The following is a 19,482-nucleotide window of genomic DNA, read 5'->3' as shown; positions in this document are numbered from 1 at the left end:
TTCTAAGGGTTCAGTATGAGGGCTTGTCTTTCGTACTCTTCTATTAACCCCTCATCCGCAAAACTGAAATAGCGCCCATCACCAATGATCAGATGATCAAAAACACGAATTTCCATTACCCTCCCGGCAACCACCAGATCACGGGTTAGGAGTTTATCTTGCTCGCTTGGTGTTGGGTCACCCGAAGGGTGATTGTGGACGGTAATCAGCCCGGTAGCATAGGCTTGCGCCGCACACAACATGATCTTGCGTATGGACGGATGGGCTTTCGTAACATCACCTTCGTCAATATCCACCACGTCTATCACCCTGTTGCCTTGATCTATTAAGATTGCTTTAAACACTTCGTGCTTGAGGTCGCGCAGTAAAGGCGTCAGGAAATCAATCACATCGGAAGACGAACGGATTGTCCTCCCCAGGGCACGCTCTTCGCTCATCATCCGACGGCCCAATTCAACAGCTGCTTTGATTTGGGCGATCTTGGCGGTGCTTAGGCCTTTGATTTGGCGGAATGCGGCAATATCACAGGCGCTCATTTGGCGCAGCGTCTTGAACTTTTGTAGTAGTTCTCGCCCCAGATCAACCGCGCTGGAACCTTTAACACCAGTGCGGATCAAAATCGCCAGTAATTCAGCATTACTTAACATATGCGCCCCGTGCTTGAGCAGCTTCTCGCGCGGCCTGTCGTCTTTCGGCCAGTTAACAATCGCTCGTACATATTGCTTTTTTCTGGAAGCCATATTCTTATATAACCCTCATCTCTGAACTAATTTAACAGGTATCCTTCTGGTTACTGAATTTCTTAAAGGAGAGCATCGACTGCTGCTGTTATTCGGCAATCCCCACCTTTTTCCTCCCAAAAATCCTTTTTGCGGATCTCTCCCTCCGTGCCGCCCACGGAAAGGGAGCCGTTGGCCATAACGAAGCCGGCCCGGCCGTTGGGAGCTAAGTGGTGGATGAAGTGTTGGATCCACATATAGTTGGCGTTGGTGTTTGGCGGCTGGCCGAATTTGAGGCGGATATCGCCGGCCACCTTGTCCGCACCCCACTCCTTCATATTGAAGGGCGGGTTGGTGATGACGAAGTCGGCGCGCAGGTCCGGGTGCAGGTCGTTGGTGAAGGTGTCGCCGAGGAGCTCGATGGCCGCCATCGCCTCGTCAATCAGCCGGCCGAGATTTGGCTGGTGGGCGTTGGCCAAAAGGTAAGACCAGCGGGCCCGGGGTGGGATCCAGAAGACGTTGGCGGCGAGGTACTCGTCCTTATCTTCCGCTACCGAAGCGATGTACTCCGCCGGCGCTTCTTTGACGTAGTATTCCGTGTTGGCGGGATCGTTCACGGCCCGCAGCAGGAACTTATGCCTGTTTTCGAAGGCGTCGGAGAGGTACTTGAGAAAGAGCAGCCCGAGGATGATGTGCTTGTATTCCGCCGCCTCCACCGTGCCCCGCAGCCGGTTGGCCGCCGCCCACAGCCGGTCAGCGAACTCCAGGTCGCCGTTACCGTTTTTCGCTACGTTTTTCTTCTTCGCCATATGCTCCTCTCCTACCGGACAAACCTAAAGCTTTACTAAATAGCCGTTTTTGGCGGTTCAAACCGTAAAGGCGCGTACCATTGTAATTACCTGCTTTTGGGCTATTCGCTAAGCGCCGCCAAATTTCCTGCCGGACTTCCTTCGCCTTGCAGCGGCAAAAAGGGCGGGGTTTGGGCTCGCCTCGGTTAGAGTACCCCGGGGAATTCCTGTAGAAACGTAGGAAGGGCTACGTTTGGGGCTCGCCCCGGTTGGGCTACCGCCCGGGGAGAGCGGTGCAGCGCCAGAGCATCATCCCGGAGCAGATGCGGCGCCGGTAGCGGTAGAGGCCCTCCGGGGCCCGGGCGCGGATGTAGGCGGCGATTGTTTCCCGGATGGCCGGGGTTAGCACCATGTACTGGTCGAAAAAGGACGTGAGTTCGGCGATGTATTCGTCAGCGGGGCTCTCACCCCGGAGTTCTTCGGTGGTGAAACAGAGGAGCGGCCGGTAGCCCGTGGTATAGAGGTAAAGGAACGGGTAGATGATCTCGGCGCGGCCGGGGTTCAGCTCCTCGCCGAAGAATTGGCGCCAGAGGTCAACGCGCGCCGCATCCCAGCGGGGTCCGGCGAAGGAGCTGTAGTAGCAGAACTCCCGGGAGGCAGCGATCATCTTGTCGAGCATCGCGGCGCTTTGCACACCGGGGCTCATCGAGGCGAAAACGAGATCGAAGCCGTTCCGCCACCCCTGCCGGTCGAGGTCGATCTCCTCCCAGGTGGCCGCGACGCAGGTGATGTTAGCGATCCCTTCCTGCGCCGCCCTTTCCTGCAGGAGACGCAGCATCGCGGGAGCCGGCTCTAAAGCCACCACTTCGGCGGCGACCCGGGCGAGCGGCAGGGCGAAGTTCCCCGGTCCGGCGCCGATATCGAGCACCCGGATGCCCGGGCGCAGCGCCCCCTCCTCGCGGAGCAGCGCCAGCACCTTCTCCCGCTGCTTTACGGCGCCCGCGCCGGCCGTTTGCCGCGCAAAGCTTGCGGCGCGGCGGTTCCAGTTTTCGATCTGCTCCGCCTCGCTGTAGCGCCACCGGCGGCCGGTCGGGCTGTTTTTCGCCGCCTCCTCCCAGGCCCGCGCCCAAAATTCCGGCGTCAGCAGTTGCTCCGTCACGCAGGATCACCCCTTGTTTTTATGGGTGGCGGAAACCCGCCCTTGCCCTACCCTTTTCGCCGGTCACTCTACGTTTCCTCCCGTAAAATGTAAGGGGCGGCCTAAAACCGCCCCCGCGTATGACAGAGATATTTTTACCGCTCTAATCTTCCAGCAGCTCTTTAATCTTCTGCGTATAAAACTCGGCGAGCGATTCAGCGATCTCCATCGAGGCGCCCTCGCTGAAGACGCGGCAGACCGGCTCTTCGGGGTCCGGGAGGATGAGCGCCCAGCCGTCGGGGTGGTAAACCTTTACGCCGTCGATGAGCTCGAGTTCCTGCTGCGGCTTTTCCTCGATGAGCCGGCGGATGACCATGCCCTTGGTTTCCCAGGAAACCGGAACCTCGCGCCGGGTGACAAAGTAAGCCGGCACCTCGTCAACAAGGTCGCCGAGGGTTATCCCTTGCTCGGCGGTAAAGGAAAAGATGCGCACCAGGGCCGCCAGGGCGTCAAAATGGAGCAGCGCCTCGTAGGCCTGGGCCATGAGCGCCTGTTTCCAGAGATCCTGGCGCGCAGCCTTGGTGCGCACCACTTCTGCCCGGTAGCGCGCGGCGAGCGCGTCGATGGCCCGCGGCGCCGTGACCGGCACGACGACGGGACCGCCGCGCTGTTTCAGAGCGACGAGGGCCAAAATGGCGGTGAAGAGGTCGTCCTGGATGATCCTGCCGCGCTCGTCTATTAGGATCATGTAATCGGCGTTGGCGTCGATCACCGCGCCGCCATCCGCCCCCTTCTCCACCACGGCCGCGCAGAGTGACGGCAGGATATCCTGGTATTCCTGCCATTGCCGGGGGCGGCTGGCTGGGCCTTCCCGGTTGTAGCTCAAAACGGTGACGCCCAACTCGCGGCTCAGCGCGGTGATGAAGCGCCCCAGGTTGGTCTCCTCATAAAGGAGCACCAACTTCAGCGCCGCGTCTTTAAGCTGGTCCGAAGCATATTCGCAAAGCGACCGCAGGTAGGCCTCCGGCACGCCAGGAAGGTACTGCAGCGCTTCCACTTTGAAAACCGGCGCCCGGGGAAAATCCTCGCGGTAGTAAAGCTGCTCGATCTTGCGTTCGGTGCCGCGGGAGATGTCCGCACCGGCCGCGTCGGTGAAAATTAGCCGGAGTTTGTCGGGATCCTGGGTCGAGAACTTGACGTGCACGCCGCCGCTTAGCCCGAAATTCCGCACCCCAAAACGGTGCATCGGCGTCGTTCCAGAGCCGAAATCGCGCACTTTCAGGCCGACCGACTGCAAGCCCGCGGCGAGCGCCGCCTTCGCCATCCCCGAAACCGGGTAGGCGTCGCTCGAAATGGCTACGGTGGCCCCTTCCTTCAACACGGCACCGAACGCGCTCCCCAGGCGGGCGGTGAACTCGGGCGTGATCTCAATGTTCGCCAGACCGCTTACTCCCTCGCTTCCAAAGAGGTTGCGCCGGACACCGTTTCCCCAGACAAGGCTATCGCTTACCGTGGTTCCCGTATCCACAAACTTATGCGGCCAGAGTTTGACTTTGGGCTTTAAAAGGCTACGCTCCTTGATCACCGAATGGTCGCCGACAACCGCCCCTTCATAAACGCCGGCGTTGGCCTGCACCTGCACTCTGTTCCCTAAAACGGCGCCGCGGAGGGCTGCCCCCCGCCCGATAAAACAGTGGTCCCAGACGACGCTCCGTTTGATGCTGGCCCCGGCTTGAACGGTGCAACCGGTGCCGATCACCGAATACCTGCCAACATAGGCCCCCGGCCCGATCTGCGTGTGCGCGCCGATCGCCGCTGGCCCCTCAATGCGGGCACCATCATCGATCACCGCGCCTTCTTCGGCCCAGACCTGGGGCCGAACCTCCCGCCCGGGCAGACTAACTTTTGCCCTGCCGGAGAGAACGTCTTCGTGCGCCCGGAGGTAAGCCTCCAAGCCCCCGATGTCGCACCAGTAACCGTCGAGGACAACCCCGTAGAGCGGCTTTTTCTCCCGGAGGAGAAGCGGAAAAAGGTCCTGGCTGAAATCGAAGGGCTGCCCCGCCGCGAAATAGTCGAGGGCTTCAGGCTCCAGGACGTAAATGCCGGTATTCACGGTATCGCTGAAAACCTCACCCCACCCCGGTTTTTCGAGGAACCGCCGGATACGCCCCGTTTCGCCCGTGATCACCACGCCGTACTCGAGGGGGCATTTGACCCGGGTGAGAACGATAGTAGCGAGCGCGCCGCGCTGCCGGTGAAAGTTAACCGCCTCGAGGAGGTTTACGTCGGTTAACGCATCGCCGCTCACCACGAGGAAGGTCTGGTCGAGGAAAGGGGCGGCGTTCTTAACGCTGCCCGCCGTACCGAGGGGATTCTCCTCGACGAAGTAGTGCAGGCGAACCCCAAATTCGCTGCCGTCGCCAAAGTAATCCTGAATCGCCTCGGGTAAGTAGCGGAGCGTCACGCCGATCTCCCGAATGCCGCATTTTTTCAGGAGGTCGATGCAGTAGGCCATAATCGGCCGGTTGACCACGGGAACCATCGGCTTGGGCCGGTTGCAGGTCAAAGGGCGCAGGCGGGACCCCTCGCCGCCAGCCATAATGATCGCCTTCAAGATATCCCCCTCCCAAAGTCAGGCGTAACGTCCCAGAAACTGATAAACCTTGCCCGCCGGCCGGGGCCGGACCGCGAAGGGGTCGGGCCAGTCGATCCGCCGCCGCTCATGCCAAACCGCCTCGTAGACGGCCCTGGTCCGCCGGGCAATATCACCCCAGTTATAGTCCCTGAGGGTTTTCTGGTAGGCCCGCGTCCGTAAGGCCTCCGCCAGGTCCGGGTTGCCAAGCAGCGCAACAATCTTGTCGGCGAGGGCCTGGGGATTATCCGGCGGGCACTTGAGCCCATCCACCCCGTCCTGCACAATCTCCCCGAGTCCCCCTGCGTCGGTCACGACCACCGGAACCTTTGCCGCCATCGCCTCGAGGGCCACGATGCCGAAAGGCTCGTAGAGGCTGGGGAAAACGGCGACCGCCGCCCAGCTGTAAAGCGCGTTGCGGGTGGCGTCATCAACGTAGCCGGTGAAGTAGACGCGGTGCGCAATGCCTAACCGCTCCGCAAACTGCCGGAGCTCGTGCTCGTAAGGCCCCTTCCCCGCAATCACAAACTTCGTCTGGGGGTGCCGCGCGAGAACCAGCGGGGCTGCGGCGAGCAGGATGTGGACTCCCTTTTCCCGCACCAGGCGACCGATGTAAAAGACGATCTTCTCGTCCGGTGCGGCAAACCAATCGCGCGGCGGATGGGCCTGCCGCACCAAGTAATTTTCCGGGTTTACGCCGTTAGGGATGACCGCAAGTTTGTCCTGCGGCACCTGGAAGATGTACTTGAGCTCGCCCTCCATGTGGCGGCTGCAGACAATCACCTTCCAGGCTTCGTAGCAGAGCCACCATTCGATGCTGCTGATGAAGCGTTGCAGGTCGTTGTGCAGTCCGTTGTGCCGGCCGAATTCCGTTGCGTGGATCGTGGCCACCAACGGCACGCGCAGTCCGTGCTTGAGCGCCCGCGCCGCCCAGGCCACGAGCCAGTCGTGGGCGTGCACCACGTTCACGCCCCGCGCCCGCTCGATGGCGGGGAAGGCCCGCTCGAGAAGGGCCACGTTAAGCTGCATGACCCAGGTAACGAAGTCCGGAGTCCCCGGCGTGTAGGGATGGACCCGGTAAACCTTTGCCCCGTTTACTTCTTCAATTTCCGGCACCCCCGGCGCACCGCAGGTAAAGACCAAAACCTCAACGCCCCGGCCGGAAAGCGCCGCGGTTAAATCATAGACGTGCTGTGCTAATCCCCCCACCGTTTTCGGGGGGAACTCCCACGAAAGCATCGCCACCCGCATCAGTTCTCCTCCTCCGCCCTATCTTTCCGCAAATCAGCCACGAGGCAAGCCACAAGCCGGATTCTTCTCACCCCCCACCGGTTACCGAAAATCCTTTCCCGACCGCCACCCTACAAGCATATGCGTAAGGTGGAATAATAATGACCCGCGAGTTTGAAGAGCGGTTCCATTTCGCAATTTTGCCCGGATTTAGTATCTCCCGAAGAAAAAAGCAAAATCCAGGGTTACGGAGGCCCGGCGGGGAAATTGAACGGTGCGGCAAACGGAGTATCTTACGATGGCTAAAGCCTCCCTCCGGATAACCAGGGCGCGCTCAGTTGGAGCAGCAACGGTGCTCTGGCCGCGGAGGGAGGCCCGCAGGCGGGGGAAAAACCGGCTTCAAATGATCCTGCCGGCGTGAATGATGTAACTCCAGTTAAGGCCGTTGTTATTATCCCACTTGTAACGGTTGCACCGGAAGCAGAAGTTGAGCCGTTCCTCGTCAAAGGGAACCTCAATCGTTTTTACCCAGCCCCAGCCCGTCCGGGACATTTTTAGATCCTGAACCCGGTGCCAGTTATCGGGCGCGCCGTAGCCGAGGTGCAGGAAAATCTGTTCCGCACCTTGGCGGGCCAGCTCCCCGTTATAGAAGATGGTAATCTCCTCCCCGGCAGTGATAGGGACCGGCTCGACAATCACGCCGCCGGGAAGGTGGGCGGCGTTGAGGCCCCCGATGCGTTCCGCGTGCGGTTCGTACTCCACGTGGTGAACCATCTCTCCTGACCTCCCAACCAGAATTTCTTCCTGCAGGCGCCGCTGAATCCGGCCGGTAATATTATGCCCCCGGACAGGCCTAATAACCCGCCGGGGGCGTAAAAGAGCCCCAAAGCGTTTTTAGACTTTATTCAGGGGCTACTTGCGCGACTGCTCAGCCGCTACCAGCCGCGTCAGTTCCTCCACCGCCTCGCTTACGTTCGCCACCAATATCTCTATGTCTTCGCGGGTGGCCGCTTCGATGTGCACGCCCGCCACTACTACCACCGGCTGCGCGCAGGCGACGGCTAATTTTTCCGCCGCCGGGCGGGCGATCTCATCATCCCGGTGGCCGTAAAGAGGCACGACGGTAGTGCTGGCCCGGAGTTTACCGGGCGAACTTAGGCTCGGTCGCGGCAGCGCTAAGGCTACCGCGCCCACATGGGGCTTCTCGCCGCCCAGGATCTGAACGATGAGGCCCTCCGCCGTTAACGTGGTGAGCACTTCGATCCGGTACCTTCCCGTACCGGCCGTTACGGTCAGGGTACGCACCATTTCTGTTTCCCTATTTTTTAAGCAGGACTCTTTTATCGCCCACGCGCCGCGTCACCCGCTTCTGGTCGAAGTACTCGAGCAGCGGGAGGGCGAACTTCCGGGAGGTTTTCAACAGGTCGCGCACCTCGGCAACGGAGATCTCGCCCTGTCGCCGCAGGACCGCCACGACTATATCCTGCGCTTCCCGCAAGGCCGCCGCGTGAAAAATCAGGTCCCCGTCGATTTTCACCAGGGTGTTGTTGCGGAGGAGGTAGGCGAGATATTCCCCCGCCTCCTCCGGCGGAATCTTGAGGCGGGCCGCCGCTTCTTTCCAGCCCGGCGGCTGAAAGCGCGCCTCCCGGTAAAGCGCCGCTAACTGAGCGAGTAAGCGCTCCGTCGCCGGCGGCAGCACCCGGCCAAAGCCGGCTAGCGCCACCGCTTGACCCCGGAGCTCCACCAGCCCGTCGTCGGCCAGCGCCTGCAGCAGCGTCTGGAAAACGCGGGCCGGGACATCGGGGAAGAGGCGCGACCGGAGCTCCTCCTTCGGATAGCCTTCGCGCAGCGGGAACTCCCGGTGGTAGGCGTTGAGAATCTCCCCTATTCTCTGCTTCAGCTTGTCGTAAAACCGGGCGTCCAGAACAAAAAGCTGATTTTCTACCGGCAAAACCTTCACGCGGCCCGCAGCCGCGAGCTCCTGTACCTGGCGCGTGACCTCTTCCGGCGGCATACCGGTCGCCGCGGCTAGGAAACTCACCTCTCGCGGCGCCTCTGCCGCGCCCAATTGCTGGAGCACTTTTTCGGCAGGCGAACCCGACTCTAACGTTCGCAGGCGGTCGAGCACTTCCGGCCGGAAGCGCTTGTGCCGCTCAGCCGCCGGGTCAAGCACTACGCCGCCGCCGATCGTCTCTAACGGGGAGAAAGACCGCAGCACAAAGCGGTCCTGCCGGTCCGCCACCACCGGTTCCTCAAGGAGAAGCTGGGCGTAGGCGGAAGCGCCCGGGGCCAGTTCGTCGCGGTCGAGGAGCACCGCCCGCCCCATAACCTCGGCCGTGCCGAGGTGAAAGCGCACCCGCGCCCGGTTCTTGAGCGGGCGTGCCGCAGGCAGGAGGAAAACCCGCGCGTCAAGCCGGTGGGAGGTCCTAAAAGCGCCGGGGGTGGCCAGGACGTTGCCCCGCTGCACCGCTTCCCGCTCGACCCCCGCTAAGTTGACCGCCACGCGCTGGCCGGCCCGCGCGCTACGCGCCTTCTGCTTGTGGACCTGTAAGGAACGGACGCGGCCGGTGATGCCCTGGGGCAGCACGGTCAGGGTATCTCCCTCGTTAACCGTTCCGGAAACCAGGGTGCCGGTCACCACCGTTCCGAAGCCGGCGACCGTGAATACCCGGTCGATTGGTAACCGCACCGGCCCCCCGGCAGGTCGCTCCTGAACCTCCTGAACAGCACGGTCGAGCGCCGCGATGAGTTCCCCCAACCCCTCTCCCGTAACCGCCGAAACGGGAATTACCGGCGCCGCTGCAAGCACCGTCCCGGCAAGATACTCCCGGACTTCCCCCAATACCAGCCCCAGCCATTCGGCATCCACAAGATCGACCTTGGTGAGCGCTACCACGCCGCGCTCGACGCCGAGGAGCTGAATAATGTCGAGGTGCTCCCTGGTCTGCGGCATTACGCCCTCGTCGGCCGCGATCACGAGGAGCACGAGGTCGATGCCGCCTACGCCCGCCAGCATGTTTTTAATGAAGCGCTCGTGCCCGGGAACATCAACAATACCCGCCCTGATACCGCTCGGCAGGTCAAGGTAGGCAAACCCGAGTTCGATCGAGATGCCCCGCTCTTTTTCTTCTTTAAGACGGTCGGTGTCGATTCCGGTGAGGGCCTTGACCAGCGCCGTCTTGCCGTGATCGACGTGCCCGGCCGTGCCGATGGTAACCGATTTCACTGCGTACCACCCCGCAGCAGCGTCCTGCAGGCGCCGGTAAGCAGCGGGAATTCGGCCGGGTCGATGGTGCGCAGGTCGAGGACCAGGGCATCCCTTTCCACACGGGTCACCACCGGCGGCTCCGCCCGGAGGAGCCGCCGGGCGGCCTCCCCGGCCTCAAGCTCCGGGAAGGAGAGACACACGCACGCCGTGCGCGGTAAAGCCGTCGGCAGCGCGCCCCCGCCCACCTCGGAGCAACCCTCTTCAACCCAGACGGCAACCTCCGGGCCGAGCGCCGCCGCCAGCTCACCGGCAAGCCTCCCGGCAAGCGCTTTAAGTTCCTCAAGGGGCCGCGTCAGCAGCCGCAACGTCGGGATGGTCGTAAGGGCCTCCTGCGGGTCCAGGTACTCGCGCAACGTAGCCTCCAGCGCCGCCAGGGTGAGCTTGTCGATTCGCACCGCCCTGGTCAACGGGTTTTTCTTCATCCGCGCAATATACTCCCGGCGGCCGACAATGATGCCGGCCTGCGGGCCTCCCAAGAGCTTGTCGCCGCTGAAGGTGACTACGTCCACTCCGGCGCCCACGATCTCCTGGACGGTCGGCTCGTACGGCAGGCCGAAGCGCCGCAGATCAACCAGTGTACCGCTACCTAAGTCGGACATAACGGGAAGGCCGTGTTCGCGCCCCAGACCGCTCAGTTCTGCAGGCGAGACCTCGCGGGTGAAGCCAACAATCCGGTAGTTGGACATGTGCACGTGGAGCAGGAGGGCCGTCCGCTCGGTAATCGCGTTGCGGTAGTCGGAAAGGTGGGTCTTGTTCGTGGTCCCGACCTCGACGAGAATCGCCCCGCTCTGCCGCATCACGTCCGGAATGCGGAAGGAGCCCCCAATCTCCACTAACTGGCCGCGGGAAACGATAACCTCCCGTCCTGTAGCCAGGGTGCTCAGGGCGAGGAGCACTGCCGCGGCGTTGTTATTTACTACCAGGGCCGCCTCAGCGCCGGTCAGGCGGCAAAGGATTTCTTCCACCAGGGCGTAGCGCTCGCCCCGTTTTCCCCGGTTGAGGTCGAACTCGAGATTGGTGTAGCCGCCCGCTGCCGCTGCAATCGCCTGCAGCGCCCGCTCGCAGAGCACCGCCCGCCCTAAATTCGTATGCAGGACCACTCCCGTGGCGTTAACCACCCGCCGCAGTTTCGGCAGCACGGCTTGCGCCACCCCGGCAGCCACCGCTTCCGGTCGCAGGTCCACACTCTCACCGCGCAGTAGGGCCGCGCGCAGGCCGCCGAGCACCCCGCGCACCGCTTCTACCACCGCACCCCGCGGGTAAACCGCGAGCAGATCGCGCACTTCCGGGAAGCGGAGCACCTCGTCCACCGCCGGGAGCTGCCTCAGCGCCGCATTTTTGTCCTCGGGCGTCATCCTCTCCTCCTTCCGCGACCGGCCTTTAACTAAAGCTGTAACGTAGAACGTCAGAACGTCCTTATAATCCGGTAATCGGTCGTCCGCTGTGCCGGCACAAAACCGGCGTCCCGGATCACCCGGAGAATTTCGCTCTGCGGCACGCGGTAGGCGGCACCCGCCGCCCGCACCACATTTTCTTCTAACATTGTGCCGCCAAAGTCGTTTGCCCCGAAGGCAAGGGCCACCTGCCCCACCCGCGCGCCCTGAGTCACCCAGGAAGCCTGGATGTTGGGCACGTTGTCGAGAAGCACGCGCGCCAGCGCCAGCACCCGCAGGTATTCGACCACAGGCGGCGTGCTCCCACCCAGGGCCGTGTTCCCCGGCTGGTAACTCCAGGGGATGAAGGCGGTAAATCCTCCCGTCTGGTCCTGGATTTGCCGGATACGGATAATGTGCCGCACCCGCTCTTCAGGGGTTTCCACGGTTCCGAACATCATCGTGGCGCTCGCGAAGAGCCCTAATTTGGCGGCGGTTACCATCACCGCCGCCCACTCCTGCCAGCTTATCTTCCGGGGGCTAATCACCCGGCGCACCCTGTTTACCAGGATCTCCGCTCCCCCTCCCGGCAGGGAGTCAAGGCCCGCCTCTTTAAGCCGCTCCAGCACCTCACGCACCGGTAAGCCTTCCAGCCGGGCAAGGTGAACGATTTCCGGCGGCGAGAGGGAGTGGATGTGCACGGGGAAGCGCGCCTTGATCGCTCGGAAAAGGCTGGTGAAGTAGGCGAGGTTCAGGCGCGGGTGCAGGCCCCCCTGAATGAGCACCTGCGTCCCTCCCTGCGCCACGAGTTCCTCAATCTTCCTCATTATCTCGTCGTGGCTCAGGACGTATGCGTCCGGGTCGTCTTCGCGCCGGTAAAAGGCGCAGAAAAGACAGCCCGACTGGCAGACGTTCGTATAGTTGATATTCCGGTCGATGACGAAGGTGACGTAGCCCTCAGGATGCAGCCGCCGCCGGATGAGGTCCGCCGCACGGCCGAGGCTCAACAGGTCGGTTTCGTAGTAGAGCTGCACCCCCTCCGTCTCGGAAAGGCGCTCGCCGGCCACCGCCCTGGCAAGCAGTTTCTCCGGGCTAGCCAACGGTCTCCCCCCAGATGTGGAGCGTGTTCACCCGTTCCTCAATCAGCCCCAGCTTATAGGCATAATCGTAAAAACGCAAGAGGCCCCGCCGGTATTTTTCGTCAAAATCGTGCCTTATCAGGCCGAAATAATCCTTTAGCACTTCTTCCGGCAAACCGGTCGTCCGCCTGGCCTCCCGGACAAGTTCCCCGACGCGCCGCGTGCCCTCAGCTTTCGCCGCCGCAAGGGTCTGCACCAGCGCCGCCGTCTCTTCCGGGTGGTTCACGGCGAACTCCCGCCGGACCGTCCAGAGGGCGTAAACCATCATTTCCCCGGTAAACTCCTTCCAGGCGGCGCCCAGATCAATAACCCGCAAGGGCAGGCCCTGCTCCCGCACCCGCGTGGCGGCCACCAGCGCATCGTCGCCGATAAGGAGGGCGGCTTCCGCTTCCCGGAGCATAGCCTCTAGGTCCGGCGGCCGGACGGTGAAACTCGCCTCTACCTGGTAGTGGTAGGCAAAAAGGATCCGGACCAGCGCCACCGAAGTAGCCGAAGAGCCCGTAAGCGCAACCGTGCACCCTTCCAGTTCCAGCGGCGGCCGGCGGCTGAAGAGCATGATGCTTTCCACCCGCCCGTCCGCGCTCACCGACAATCCCGGCAGGATGATTGTTTCGTCGGGCCGCCGCGCGTACTCGATGGAAGAAAGGGGCGTCACGTCAAGCCGACCCTCGATAAAGAGCCGGTTGAGAAACGCGGGCACCCCCTTAACGATCTCCAGGGGAACACTACAGGGAACTAACTTTTTCTCGAGTGGGTAGTAAACAGGGAGGCAATTGAGGTAATCGACCTGCCCCAGCCGGACCGGCATTCTTAAAACCCCTCCCTCACGGTGTTATAGAGGGCGTCGCGCTCCACAGGCACGTAGCCCGCCGTCCTGATAAGTTCCACCAGTTCCTGCCGGGCCAGCCACTCGGGGCTTTCGGCCCCGGCGCTATGGGTGATTTTTTCCTCCACCACCGTCCCCTCGAGGTCGTCGGCACCAAAGTGGAGCGCAATCTGGGCAATCTTTGGCCCGAGCATCACCCAGTAGGCTTTAACGTGCGGGAAGTTGTCGAGAAGCAGCCGGGCTATGGCGATGGTCTTTAAGTCGTCGAAACCCGTAGGGCATTCCTTTACCTGCCCCGCGAGCGCCGTGTTGCGGGGGTGAAAGGCCAAGGGCACGAAGCTCAAAAAGCCGCCCGTTTCGTCCTGCAAGCGGCGGAGGGCGAGCAGGTGGTCCACCCGCTCCGCAACCGTTTCGAGGTGTCCGTAAAGCAGGGTGGCGTTCGTCGGAATCCCGAGGCGGTGGGCGGCGGCGTGGATGGCGAGCCACTTGTCACCGCTGATCTTCCGCGGGCAAATAAGCTCGCGGACACGGGGCGCAAAAACTTCGGCGCCGCCCCCCGGCAGGCAGTCAAGCCCCGCCTCCTTCAGGCGTGATAGAACTTCCGTTATTGACAATCCGTGGCGCCGCGCCAAAAAATCGACCTCGACGGCGGTAAGCGCTTTTAGCGTCACACCGGGCAGGATTTCCCGCGCCCGCCGCAGCAGCTTCTCGAAGTAGCCGAGATCCAGCTCCGGGTTGAGCCCCCCGACGATGTGCAACTCGCGCACGCCGAGCTCCTTCATCCGGAAAAGCTTCGCCTCCACCGCGTCAAGCGACAGGGTGTAGGCGCCCGCCTCGCCCGGAGCGCGGCTGAAGGCGCAAAACCGGCAGCCGTTAACGCAAACGTTGGAATAATTAAGGTGGTGGTTGACAGCGAAGTAGACCCGCTCGCCGTGGCGTCGTTTCTTCACCACCGCGGATAGGTATCCTAAGGCCAGCAGGTCGTTTGACCGGTATAGGGTGAGCGCGTCTTCCCGGTCAAGCCGCTCTCCCGCCGCAACCTTACCGGCTATTTCCTGCAGGGCCCCGTCCAGTTGCCATATTTCGGCCAAAACCATTCCTCCGTTCGGCTACCAAAGGATATCGAGCAGGGTAAAGACAAGCATCCCCGTGCTAAGCAGGCCGTTCAGGTTAAAGAAGGCAATACCCACGCGCGAAAGGTCGTCCGCCCGGACCAGCCGGTGCTCGTAAAAGAGGAGCGCCACGGCTACGGCAACGCCGGTCCAGTAGAAGGCACCGAGTCCTAAAAGCTTACCGGTGAGGGCGAAAAAGAGCGGCGCCAAAACGTGGCAGCCCCGCGCCACCCAAAGCGCCGGCCCGATTCCGAACCGGGCCGGCAGCGAAAAGAGGCCCTCCCGCCGGTCGAAGTCATAGTCCATGCAGGCGTAAACGATGTCGAAGCCGGCGACCCAGAAGAGCACCCCTAGACCTAGGAGCACCGGTGGCAGAGCAAACCCATTGGTGATCGCCACCCAAGCGCCGACGGGGGCAAGGGCCAGGGTCAGGCCCAGGTAGAAATGGCACGCCCAGGTAAAACGCTTGGTGTAGGAGTAAAACCAGAGGATAAGAACGGCAAGCGGAGAGAGTTTGAGCGCCAGGGGACTGAGCTGCCACGCCGCCACTAACAGCAGGCCGCAAGAGAGAAAAACGTACACCCACACCTCCCGGGCCGCAAGTAGCCCCTGCGGCAACGCGCGGTTAGCCGTGCGGGGATTTTTCGCGTCTATCTCCCGGTCGATGAGCCGGTTCAGCGACATCGCCGCCGTCCTGGCTCCCACCATCGCCACCGTAATCCAGAAAAGGTCGTGGGCTGAAGGCAGCCTCTTCCCCGTTAGGAGGGCCCCGATGTAGGCAAAAGGAAGCGCGAAAATGGTATGCTCAAACTTGATCATCGCGAGAAAAATCTTAAACTTTTTCCATGAAGGGTTCAAAACCCCGCTAAAGGCCATACTCCGGCCACCTCCGGTCGACCAGCGCCTTGACCTCCGGGCTCATCACAATATCCTCCGGCCACTCCCGCTCGTGTCCCTCGCCCGGCCACTTCCGCGTGGCGTCGATGCCCATCTTCGACCCGTAGGCAAAACGGGGGGACGCGTGGTCGAGCACATCGAGCGGCCCTTCGGAAAGAATGATGTCCCGGCGGGGATCGATGTTGTTGAAGACCCGCCACCAGACCTCGCTCATGTCCTGCACGTTGACGTTCGCGTCAACCACGACCACTAACTTGCTGAAGGCGAGCTGCCCCATTCCCCAGACGGCGTGGATGATCTTTCGCGCGTGCCCGGGATACGCCTTATTAATCGAAAGCACGACGCAGTTATGGACCACACCCTCCACCGGAAAGTTGATATCGACCACTTCGGGAAGCTGCAACCGGATGAGTGGCAGGAAGAGCCGCTCCGTAGCCTTACCGATGAAGGCGTCCTCCATCACCGGCCGCCCGACGATCGTGGCTGGGTAGATGGGGTTGCGCCGGTGGGTGATGCAGGTGACGTGAAAAACCGGGTAGTAATCGGCCAACGAGTAGTAGCCCGTATGGTCCCCGAAGGGACCCTCGAGCCGCTGCTCCTCCGGGTCGACGTAGCCCTCGAGGATGATTTCGGCGTGCGCCGGGACTTCAAGGTCGACCGTCTCGCACCGGACTAACTCCACCGCCTCCTTCCGCAGAAAGCCGGCGAAGAGCAGTTCATCGATCCCCTGCGGCAGCGGCGCGGTGGCGGCATAAATCGTGGCCGGGTCGGCGCCGAGGGCAACCGCTACCGGCAGTCTCCTGCCCTGCGCGCGTGCCTTGCGATAGTGAGCAGCGCCGTCCTTATGGATGTGCCAGTGCATCCCGGTCGTCCGGGCATCGAAGACCTGCATCCGGTACATCCCGACGTTGCGCCGGCCCGTCTCCGGGTCCTTCGTGAAGACGAGCGGCAGGGTGATGAAGCGCCCCGCGTCCCTCGGCCAGCACTTCAAGACCGGAAAACGGGTGAGATCCGGCTCCTTTACCACCACTTCCTTACAAGGCCCGGTACGCACTACCCGCGGCACAAAAGAAGAAAGCTCCGCCAGCCGCGGCAGTGCCTTCAGCTTGTCCCAGAGGCCCTGCGGGAGTTCGGGTTGCAGGAGGGCGCACAGCTCCTCCCCTATCGCGTCCAGGTCCTCAGTGCCGAGGGCCAATTTCATGCGCGCGAGCGTCCCGAAGAGGTTGGTAACGACGGGAACCTCGTAGCCGCGAACGTTTTCAAAAAAGAGCGCCGGGCCGCCTGCTTTGACGACGCGGTCCGTAATCTCGGTAATCTCGAGCTCCGCGTCCACCGGCGCCGCAACCCGCTTCAGTTCCCCGCGCTCTTCGAGAACCTTGATAAACTCCCGGAGATCCCGGTAGCTCAAAAAACCACCCCGTTTTTTACGGCTTTGTCCCGACGTGCACCGCCACGATGCCGCCGGTCAGCTCAAAATAGTGGGCGTCCTTCAGCCCAACCGCCGTGAAGATGTCACGGATCTCGTCCTGGTGCGGGAAAACGCGCAGCGAGTTGGGCAGGTAGCTGTAAGGGCCGCTGGTGCCCACCCCGAGACGGCCGATAAGCGGCACCAGCCGGTTGAAATAGAAATAGTAAACCTCCCGGAAGCCCGGCATCCGGGGTTTAGCGAGTTCCAGAGATACAACCTTTCCCCCGGGTCGCACCACCCGCATCATTTCCCGAATCGTCTGGGTGATATCCGGAACATTGCGGAGGGCAAAACCGATGGTGGCACAATCGAAAGTATCGTCGGGGAAAGGCAGGTTCATCGCGTTGCCCCAAACAAGCTCGATCACGTCCCTGTATGGGGTGCGGGCGATATTCTCCCGTCCTTTTGCCAGCATCTCCTCGCAGAAGTCGACCCCCACAACCCGTCCCTGGAGGCCCACCACCTTCGCCTGCTCCAGCGCAAACATACCCGTGCCGCAGCAGACATCAAGCCCGTAGCCGCCGGGCTTCAGGCCGCACTGGGCCACGGCGAAGCGCCGCCAGTACTTATCCCGGTTAAAACTCAAGACGGTATTCAGGAGGTCGTAACGGTGCGCAATGCGCGAGAAGAGCGCGTGCACGTAAGCTTCCTTTTTCTTGTATTCCTGCGGAATATCCATCAAGTCTCCCTCGTTGGTGTTGTTTTACCGGGTGGCGGCAGCCTCCACGCCCAAAACCGCGCGGGCCGTAGAGTTCAGCAGCTTTTCGAGGTAGCGCCGCGCGGGGCGCGCCGGCAGCCGGGCCAGCGCCGCCTGCGCCCCGGCAAGGTAGGGTGTGGCCAGCGATAAGGGAGCACCACGCCGGAGCAGGCCGTAGAGCATCCCGAGATTGAGCCCGAAATCATGCAGCTCCCCCAAAAAGGGCGCGTCGGCCAGCGTTCCCGGCAGGCGGCAGCACTCGCCGATCAAGAGCGCCACCTCCTTCTTTATCACCGGGGGCTCAAGGCTCTCCTCTGCCGCAGCTCCGGCGACCGCGGCGCACTCGGCCTGCACGACCTGCGCGAGCGGGATGAGCAGGTGCTGCAGCGCGGCATCCGACAGAAGGCGGAAAGAAGCACTGTAAAGGTAATCGCCCAGCAGAATCAGGTTCTTGAGCGTGTCGTCTTTCGCATCAGCAGCACTGGCTTTCCGGTGCAGCACCCCGGCCAGGAAAATAAACTGCACCGCCGCCGCCAGCGGGAAAAGCGCGGCCGGCGGGGCGCCGCAAAGGCGGCCCGAGAGGAAAACAAGCGCCGGACGGAGGTGGTCCTCCAGCGCCTCTTTCTCCAAAAACCGCGGTGATAGCCGGCTCCCGCTTTTACTGATCGTCTCGTCTACCGTTGCCCGCACCGCGACTAATTCCTTGCGGAGCGGCAGCAGCGATTCAAGGTTTTTCAATTCCCTGCCTCCGTCAACCGGCGTTAAACGGCCACCGTATCCGGTTAGCGCCTTCTCATCGATACCTTATATTCGCGCGCAGCGTGCTTTTTCCTGCCGTAAAAAGGACGCCTTTTAAAACAAATCGGCCTTGCGTCGCTTTTTCGCTTCGCAAGGCCAACCTAACCGTGATACGCTGACTCTTTCCGGTATTCTCTTAGGCCCGTACTAATAAACACCCCTCCTTCAGACTGCCTGGGCCGCCTGCGGTGAAGTCTCGAAAATAAGACCTCGCTTTTGCTCCTTGGCGAGGACCCGCTTAGCCCGGAAACCGCGGGTCAGGTAGTTACAGGCCTCCCAGGGATCCACCTTATCGCCACAGGTAAAAACATCGACCGCGGCGTAGCCCAATTCCGGCCACGTGTGAATCGCGAGGTGGGACTCCGAAATGACCACCACACCGCTTACCCCTTGCGGGCTGAACTTATGAAAGACGAACTCCCTAACCTCTGCGCCTGCCTCGAGTGCGGCATTGACCATAATCTTTTCCACCAGTTTGATGTCGTTCAGCGTGTCAAATTCGCAGCCGTAGAATTCGGCCAAGACATGCCGACCCAAAGCCTTCATCTTGGTTCCCATCCCCCTTTGCAAAGTTTTTCTTTGGCACAATCAACACAATTTTAACACATCCCCCCCTGTTGTCAACAAAATTTTGCACCCCTCCGTCACGCCGCGACCACATGGTTGCGCAACTTGCCGATCCCCTCGATTTCAACCACCACGCTGTCTCCCGGTTTCAGGGGCCCCACGCCGCTCGGGGTGCCGGTCAGGATGACGTCCTCGGGATACAGGGTCATCACCGCCGAGATGAAGCTCACCAGGTAGGCAACGTTAAAGATGAGTTCCTTCGTAGAAGAATGCTGCCGCCGCTCCCCGTTGAGGTAAAGCGAGATCGTGCAGTCGCCGGGGTCAAAAGCGGTGACAATGAACGGGCCTAAGGGGCAGAAGGTATCGAAAGACTTGGCGCGGGTCCACTGCCCGTCCTTTCTCTGCAGGTCGCGCGCCGTAACGTCGTTGGCGCAGGTATACCCGAGAATATATGCGGCCGCCTCTTCCGGCCGGACGTGGCGCGCAATCTTCCCGATCACCACCGCCAGCTCCGCCTCGTAATCCACCTGTCGCGCCATCGCCGGATAACGGATCGCCTCTTCGGGGCCGATCACGGTGGTTGGCGGCTTAAGAAACAATACCGGCTCCTCCGGAAAAGGGTAGCCGAGCTCGCGCGCGTGGTCGCGGTAGTTGAGACCAACACAGACAATTTTGCTCGGCCGGCAGGGAGCTAACACCTTCAGCGCGGCGAGCGGGTATCCCTCCGGCTCGGGTCGCCCACCGAAGCCGCCCCTTAGCGGGTAGACCATATCCCCGTTCACCATGCCGGCAAAGACCTTACCTTCCCGTTCGAAGTAGCCCAGACGCAT

Annotated in this window: 18 protein-coding genes; all 18 read right to left on the bottom strand. The window is 62.0% G+C overall.

Annotated elements, in window-relative coordinates; translation table 11 throughout:
- Positions 1-2: 2 nt before the first annotated feature.
- Positions 3-740, bottom strand: a complete 738-nt coding sequence (gene radC / locus EDD75_RS00975; RefSeq protein ID WP_123926741.1) for a RadC family protein — start codon at positions 738-740, stop codon at positions 3-5.
- Between the two features lie 62 nt (positions 741-802).
- On the bottom strand, positions 803-1,528 hold the full coding sequence (locus EDD75_RS00970) for a type I restriction-modification system subunit M (RefSeq protein WP_123926738.1): 726 nt from the start codon (positions 1,526-1,528) through the stop codon (positions 803-805).
- Between the two features lie 253 nt (positions 1,529-1,781).
- Positions 1,782-2,666, bottom strand: coding sequence for a class I SAM-dependent methyltransferase (locus EDD75_RS00965; protein ID WP_123926735.1), 885 nt, complete (start codon positions 2,664-2,666; stop codon positions 1,782-1,784).
- A 142-nt stretch (positions 2,667-2,808) separates the two neighbouring features.
- Positions 2,809-5,259, bottom strand: coding sequence for a mannose-1-phosphate guanyltransferase (locus tag EDD75_RS00960; RefSeq protein ID WP_123926732.1), 2,451 nt, complete (start codon positions 5,257-5,259; stop codon positions 2,809-2,811).
- 18 nt (positions 5,260-5,277) lie between these two features.
- On the bottom strand, positions 5,278-6,528 hold the full coding sequence (locus tag EDD75_RS00955) for a glycosyltransferase family 4 protein (RefSeq protein WP_123926728.1): 1,251 nt from the start codon (positions 6,526-6,528) through the stop codon (positions 5,278-5,280).
- A 378-nt stretch (positions 6,529-6,906) separates the two neighbouring features.
- Positions 6,907-7,281, bottom strand: a complete 375-nt coding sequence (locus EDD75_RS00950; protein WP_123926725.1) for a carbohydrate-binding protein — start codon at positions 7,279-7,281, stop codon at positions 6,907-6,909.
- A gap of 138 nt (positions 7,282-7,419) precedes the next feature.
- Positions 7,420-7,815, bottom strand: a complete 396-nt coding sequence (gene lpdD, locus EDD75_RS00945; protein ID WP_123926722.1) for a prenylated flavin chaperone LpdD — start codon at positions 7,813-7,815, stop codon at positions 7,420-7,422.
- A 10-nt stretch (positions 7,816-7,825) separates the two neighbouring features.
- Positions 7,826-9,733, bottom strand: coding sequence for a selenocysteine-specific translation elongation factor (gene selB, locus EDD75_RS00940; protein WP_123926719.1), 1,908 nt, complete (start codon positions 9,731-9,733; stop codon positions 7,826-7,828).
- Positions 9,730-11,130, bottom strand: a complete 1,401-nt coding sequence (gene selA / locus EDD75_RS00935; RefSeq protein ID WP_123926716.1) for an L-seryl-tRNA(Sec) selenium transferase — start codon at positions 11,128-11,130, stop codon at positions 9,730-9,732. Before selA ends, selB begins: the two co-directional genes overlap by 4 nt.
- A 50-nt stretch (positions 11,131-11,180) precedes the next feature.
- On the bottom strand, positions 11,181-12,248 hold the full coding sequence (mqnC, locus tag EDD75_RS00930) for a cyclic dehypoxanthinyl futalosine synthase (protein WP_123926712.1): 1,068 nt from the start codon (positions 12,246-12,248) through the stop codon (positions 11,181-11,183).
- Entirely contained in the window at positions 12,241-13,095 is an 855-nt protein-coding gene (locus tag EDD75_RS00925) for a menaquinone biosynthetic enzyme MqnA/MqnD family protein (RefSeq protein WP_123926709.1), read from the bottom strand. Before EDD75_RS00925 ends, mqnC begins: the two co-directional genes overlap by 8 nt.
- Positions 13,096-13,097: 2 nt before the next feature.
- On the bottom strand, positions 13,098-14,204 hold the full coding sequence (mqnE, locus tag EDD75_RS00920) for an aminofutalosine synthase MqnE (RefSeq protein ID WP_245963016.1): 1,107 nt from the start codon (positions 14,202-14,204) through the stop codon (positions 13,098-13,100).
- A gap of 18 nt (positions 14,205-14,222) precedes the next feature.
- Positions 14,223-15,101, bottom strand: coding sequence for a UbiA-like polyprenyltransferase (locus tag EDD75_RS00915; protein WP_123926703.1), 879 nt, complete (start codon positions 15,099-15,101; stop codon positions 14,223-14,225).
- Entirely contained in the window at positions 15,091-16,530 is a 1,440-nt protein-coding gene (locus tag EDD75_RS00910) for a menaquinone biosynthesis decarboxylase (RefSeq protein WP_123926700.1), read from the bottom strand. The genes EDD75_RS00915 and EDD75_RS00910 overlap by 11 nt, the downstream gene beginning before the upstream one ends.
- Before the next feature lie 16 nt (positions 16,531-16,546).
- On the bottom strand, positions 16,547-17,269 hold the full coding sequence (locus tag EDD75_RS00905) for a demethylmenaquinone methyltransferase (RefSeq protein WP_123926698.1): 723 nt from the start codon (positions 17,267-17,269) through the stop codon (positions 16,547-16,549).
- A 24-nt stretch (positions 17,270-17,293) separates the two neighbouring features.
- The gene (locus EDD75_RS00900) at positions 17,294-18,025 is read right to left on the bottom strand and encodes a polyprenyl synthetase family protein (RefSeq protein ID WP_123926696.1); all 732 of its coding nucleotides are present in this window, start codon (positions 18,023-18,025) and stop codon (positions 17,294-17,296) included.
- A 225-nt stretch (positions 18,026-18,250) separates the two neighbouring features.
- A complete protein-coding gene (gene speD / locus EDD75_RS00895; RefSeq protein ID WP_123926693.1) occupies positions 18,251-18,631 on the bottom strand; it encodes an adenosylmethionine decarboxylase in 381 nt (126 codons plus the stop codon).
- A 98-nt stretch (positions 18,632-18,729) separates the two neighbouring features.
- Positions 18,730-19,482, bottom strand: a complete 753-nt coding sequence (locus EDD75_RS00890; protein ID WP_123926689.1) for a fumarylacetoacetate hydrolase family protein — start codon at positions 19,480-19,482, stop codon at positions 18,730-18,732.

Source organism: Thermodesulfitimonas autotrophica (genome assembly GCF_003815015.1).
Lineage (GTDB): Bacteria > Bacillota > Desulfotomaculia > Desulfotomaculales > Ammonificaceae > Thermodesulfitimonas > Thermodesulfitimonas autotrophica.
The sequence above is the reverse complement of the archived record's forward strand: the minus strand, read 5'-3'. Positions and strand labels throughout refer to the sequence as shown.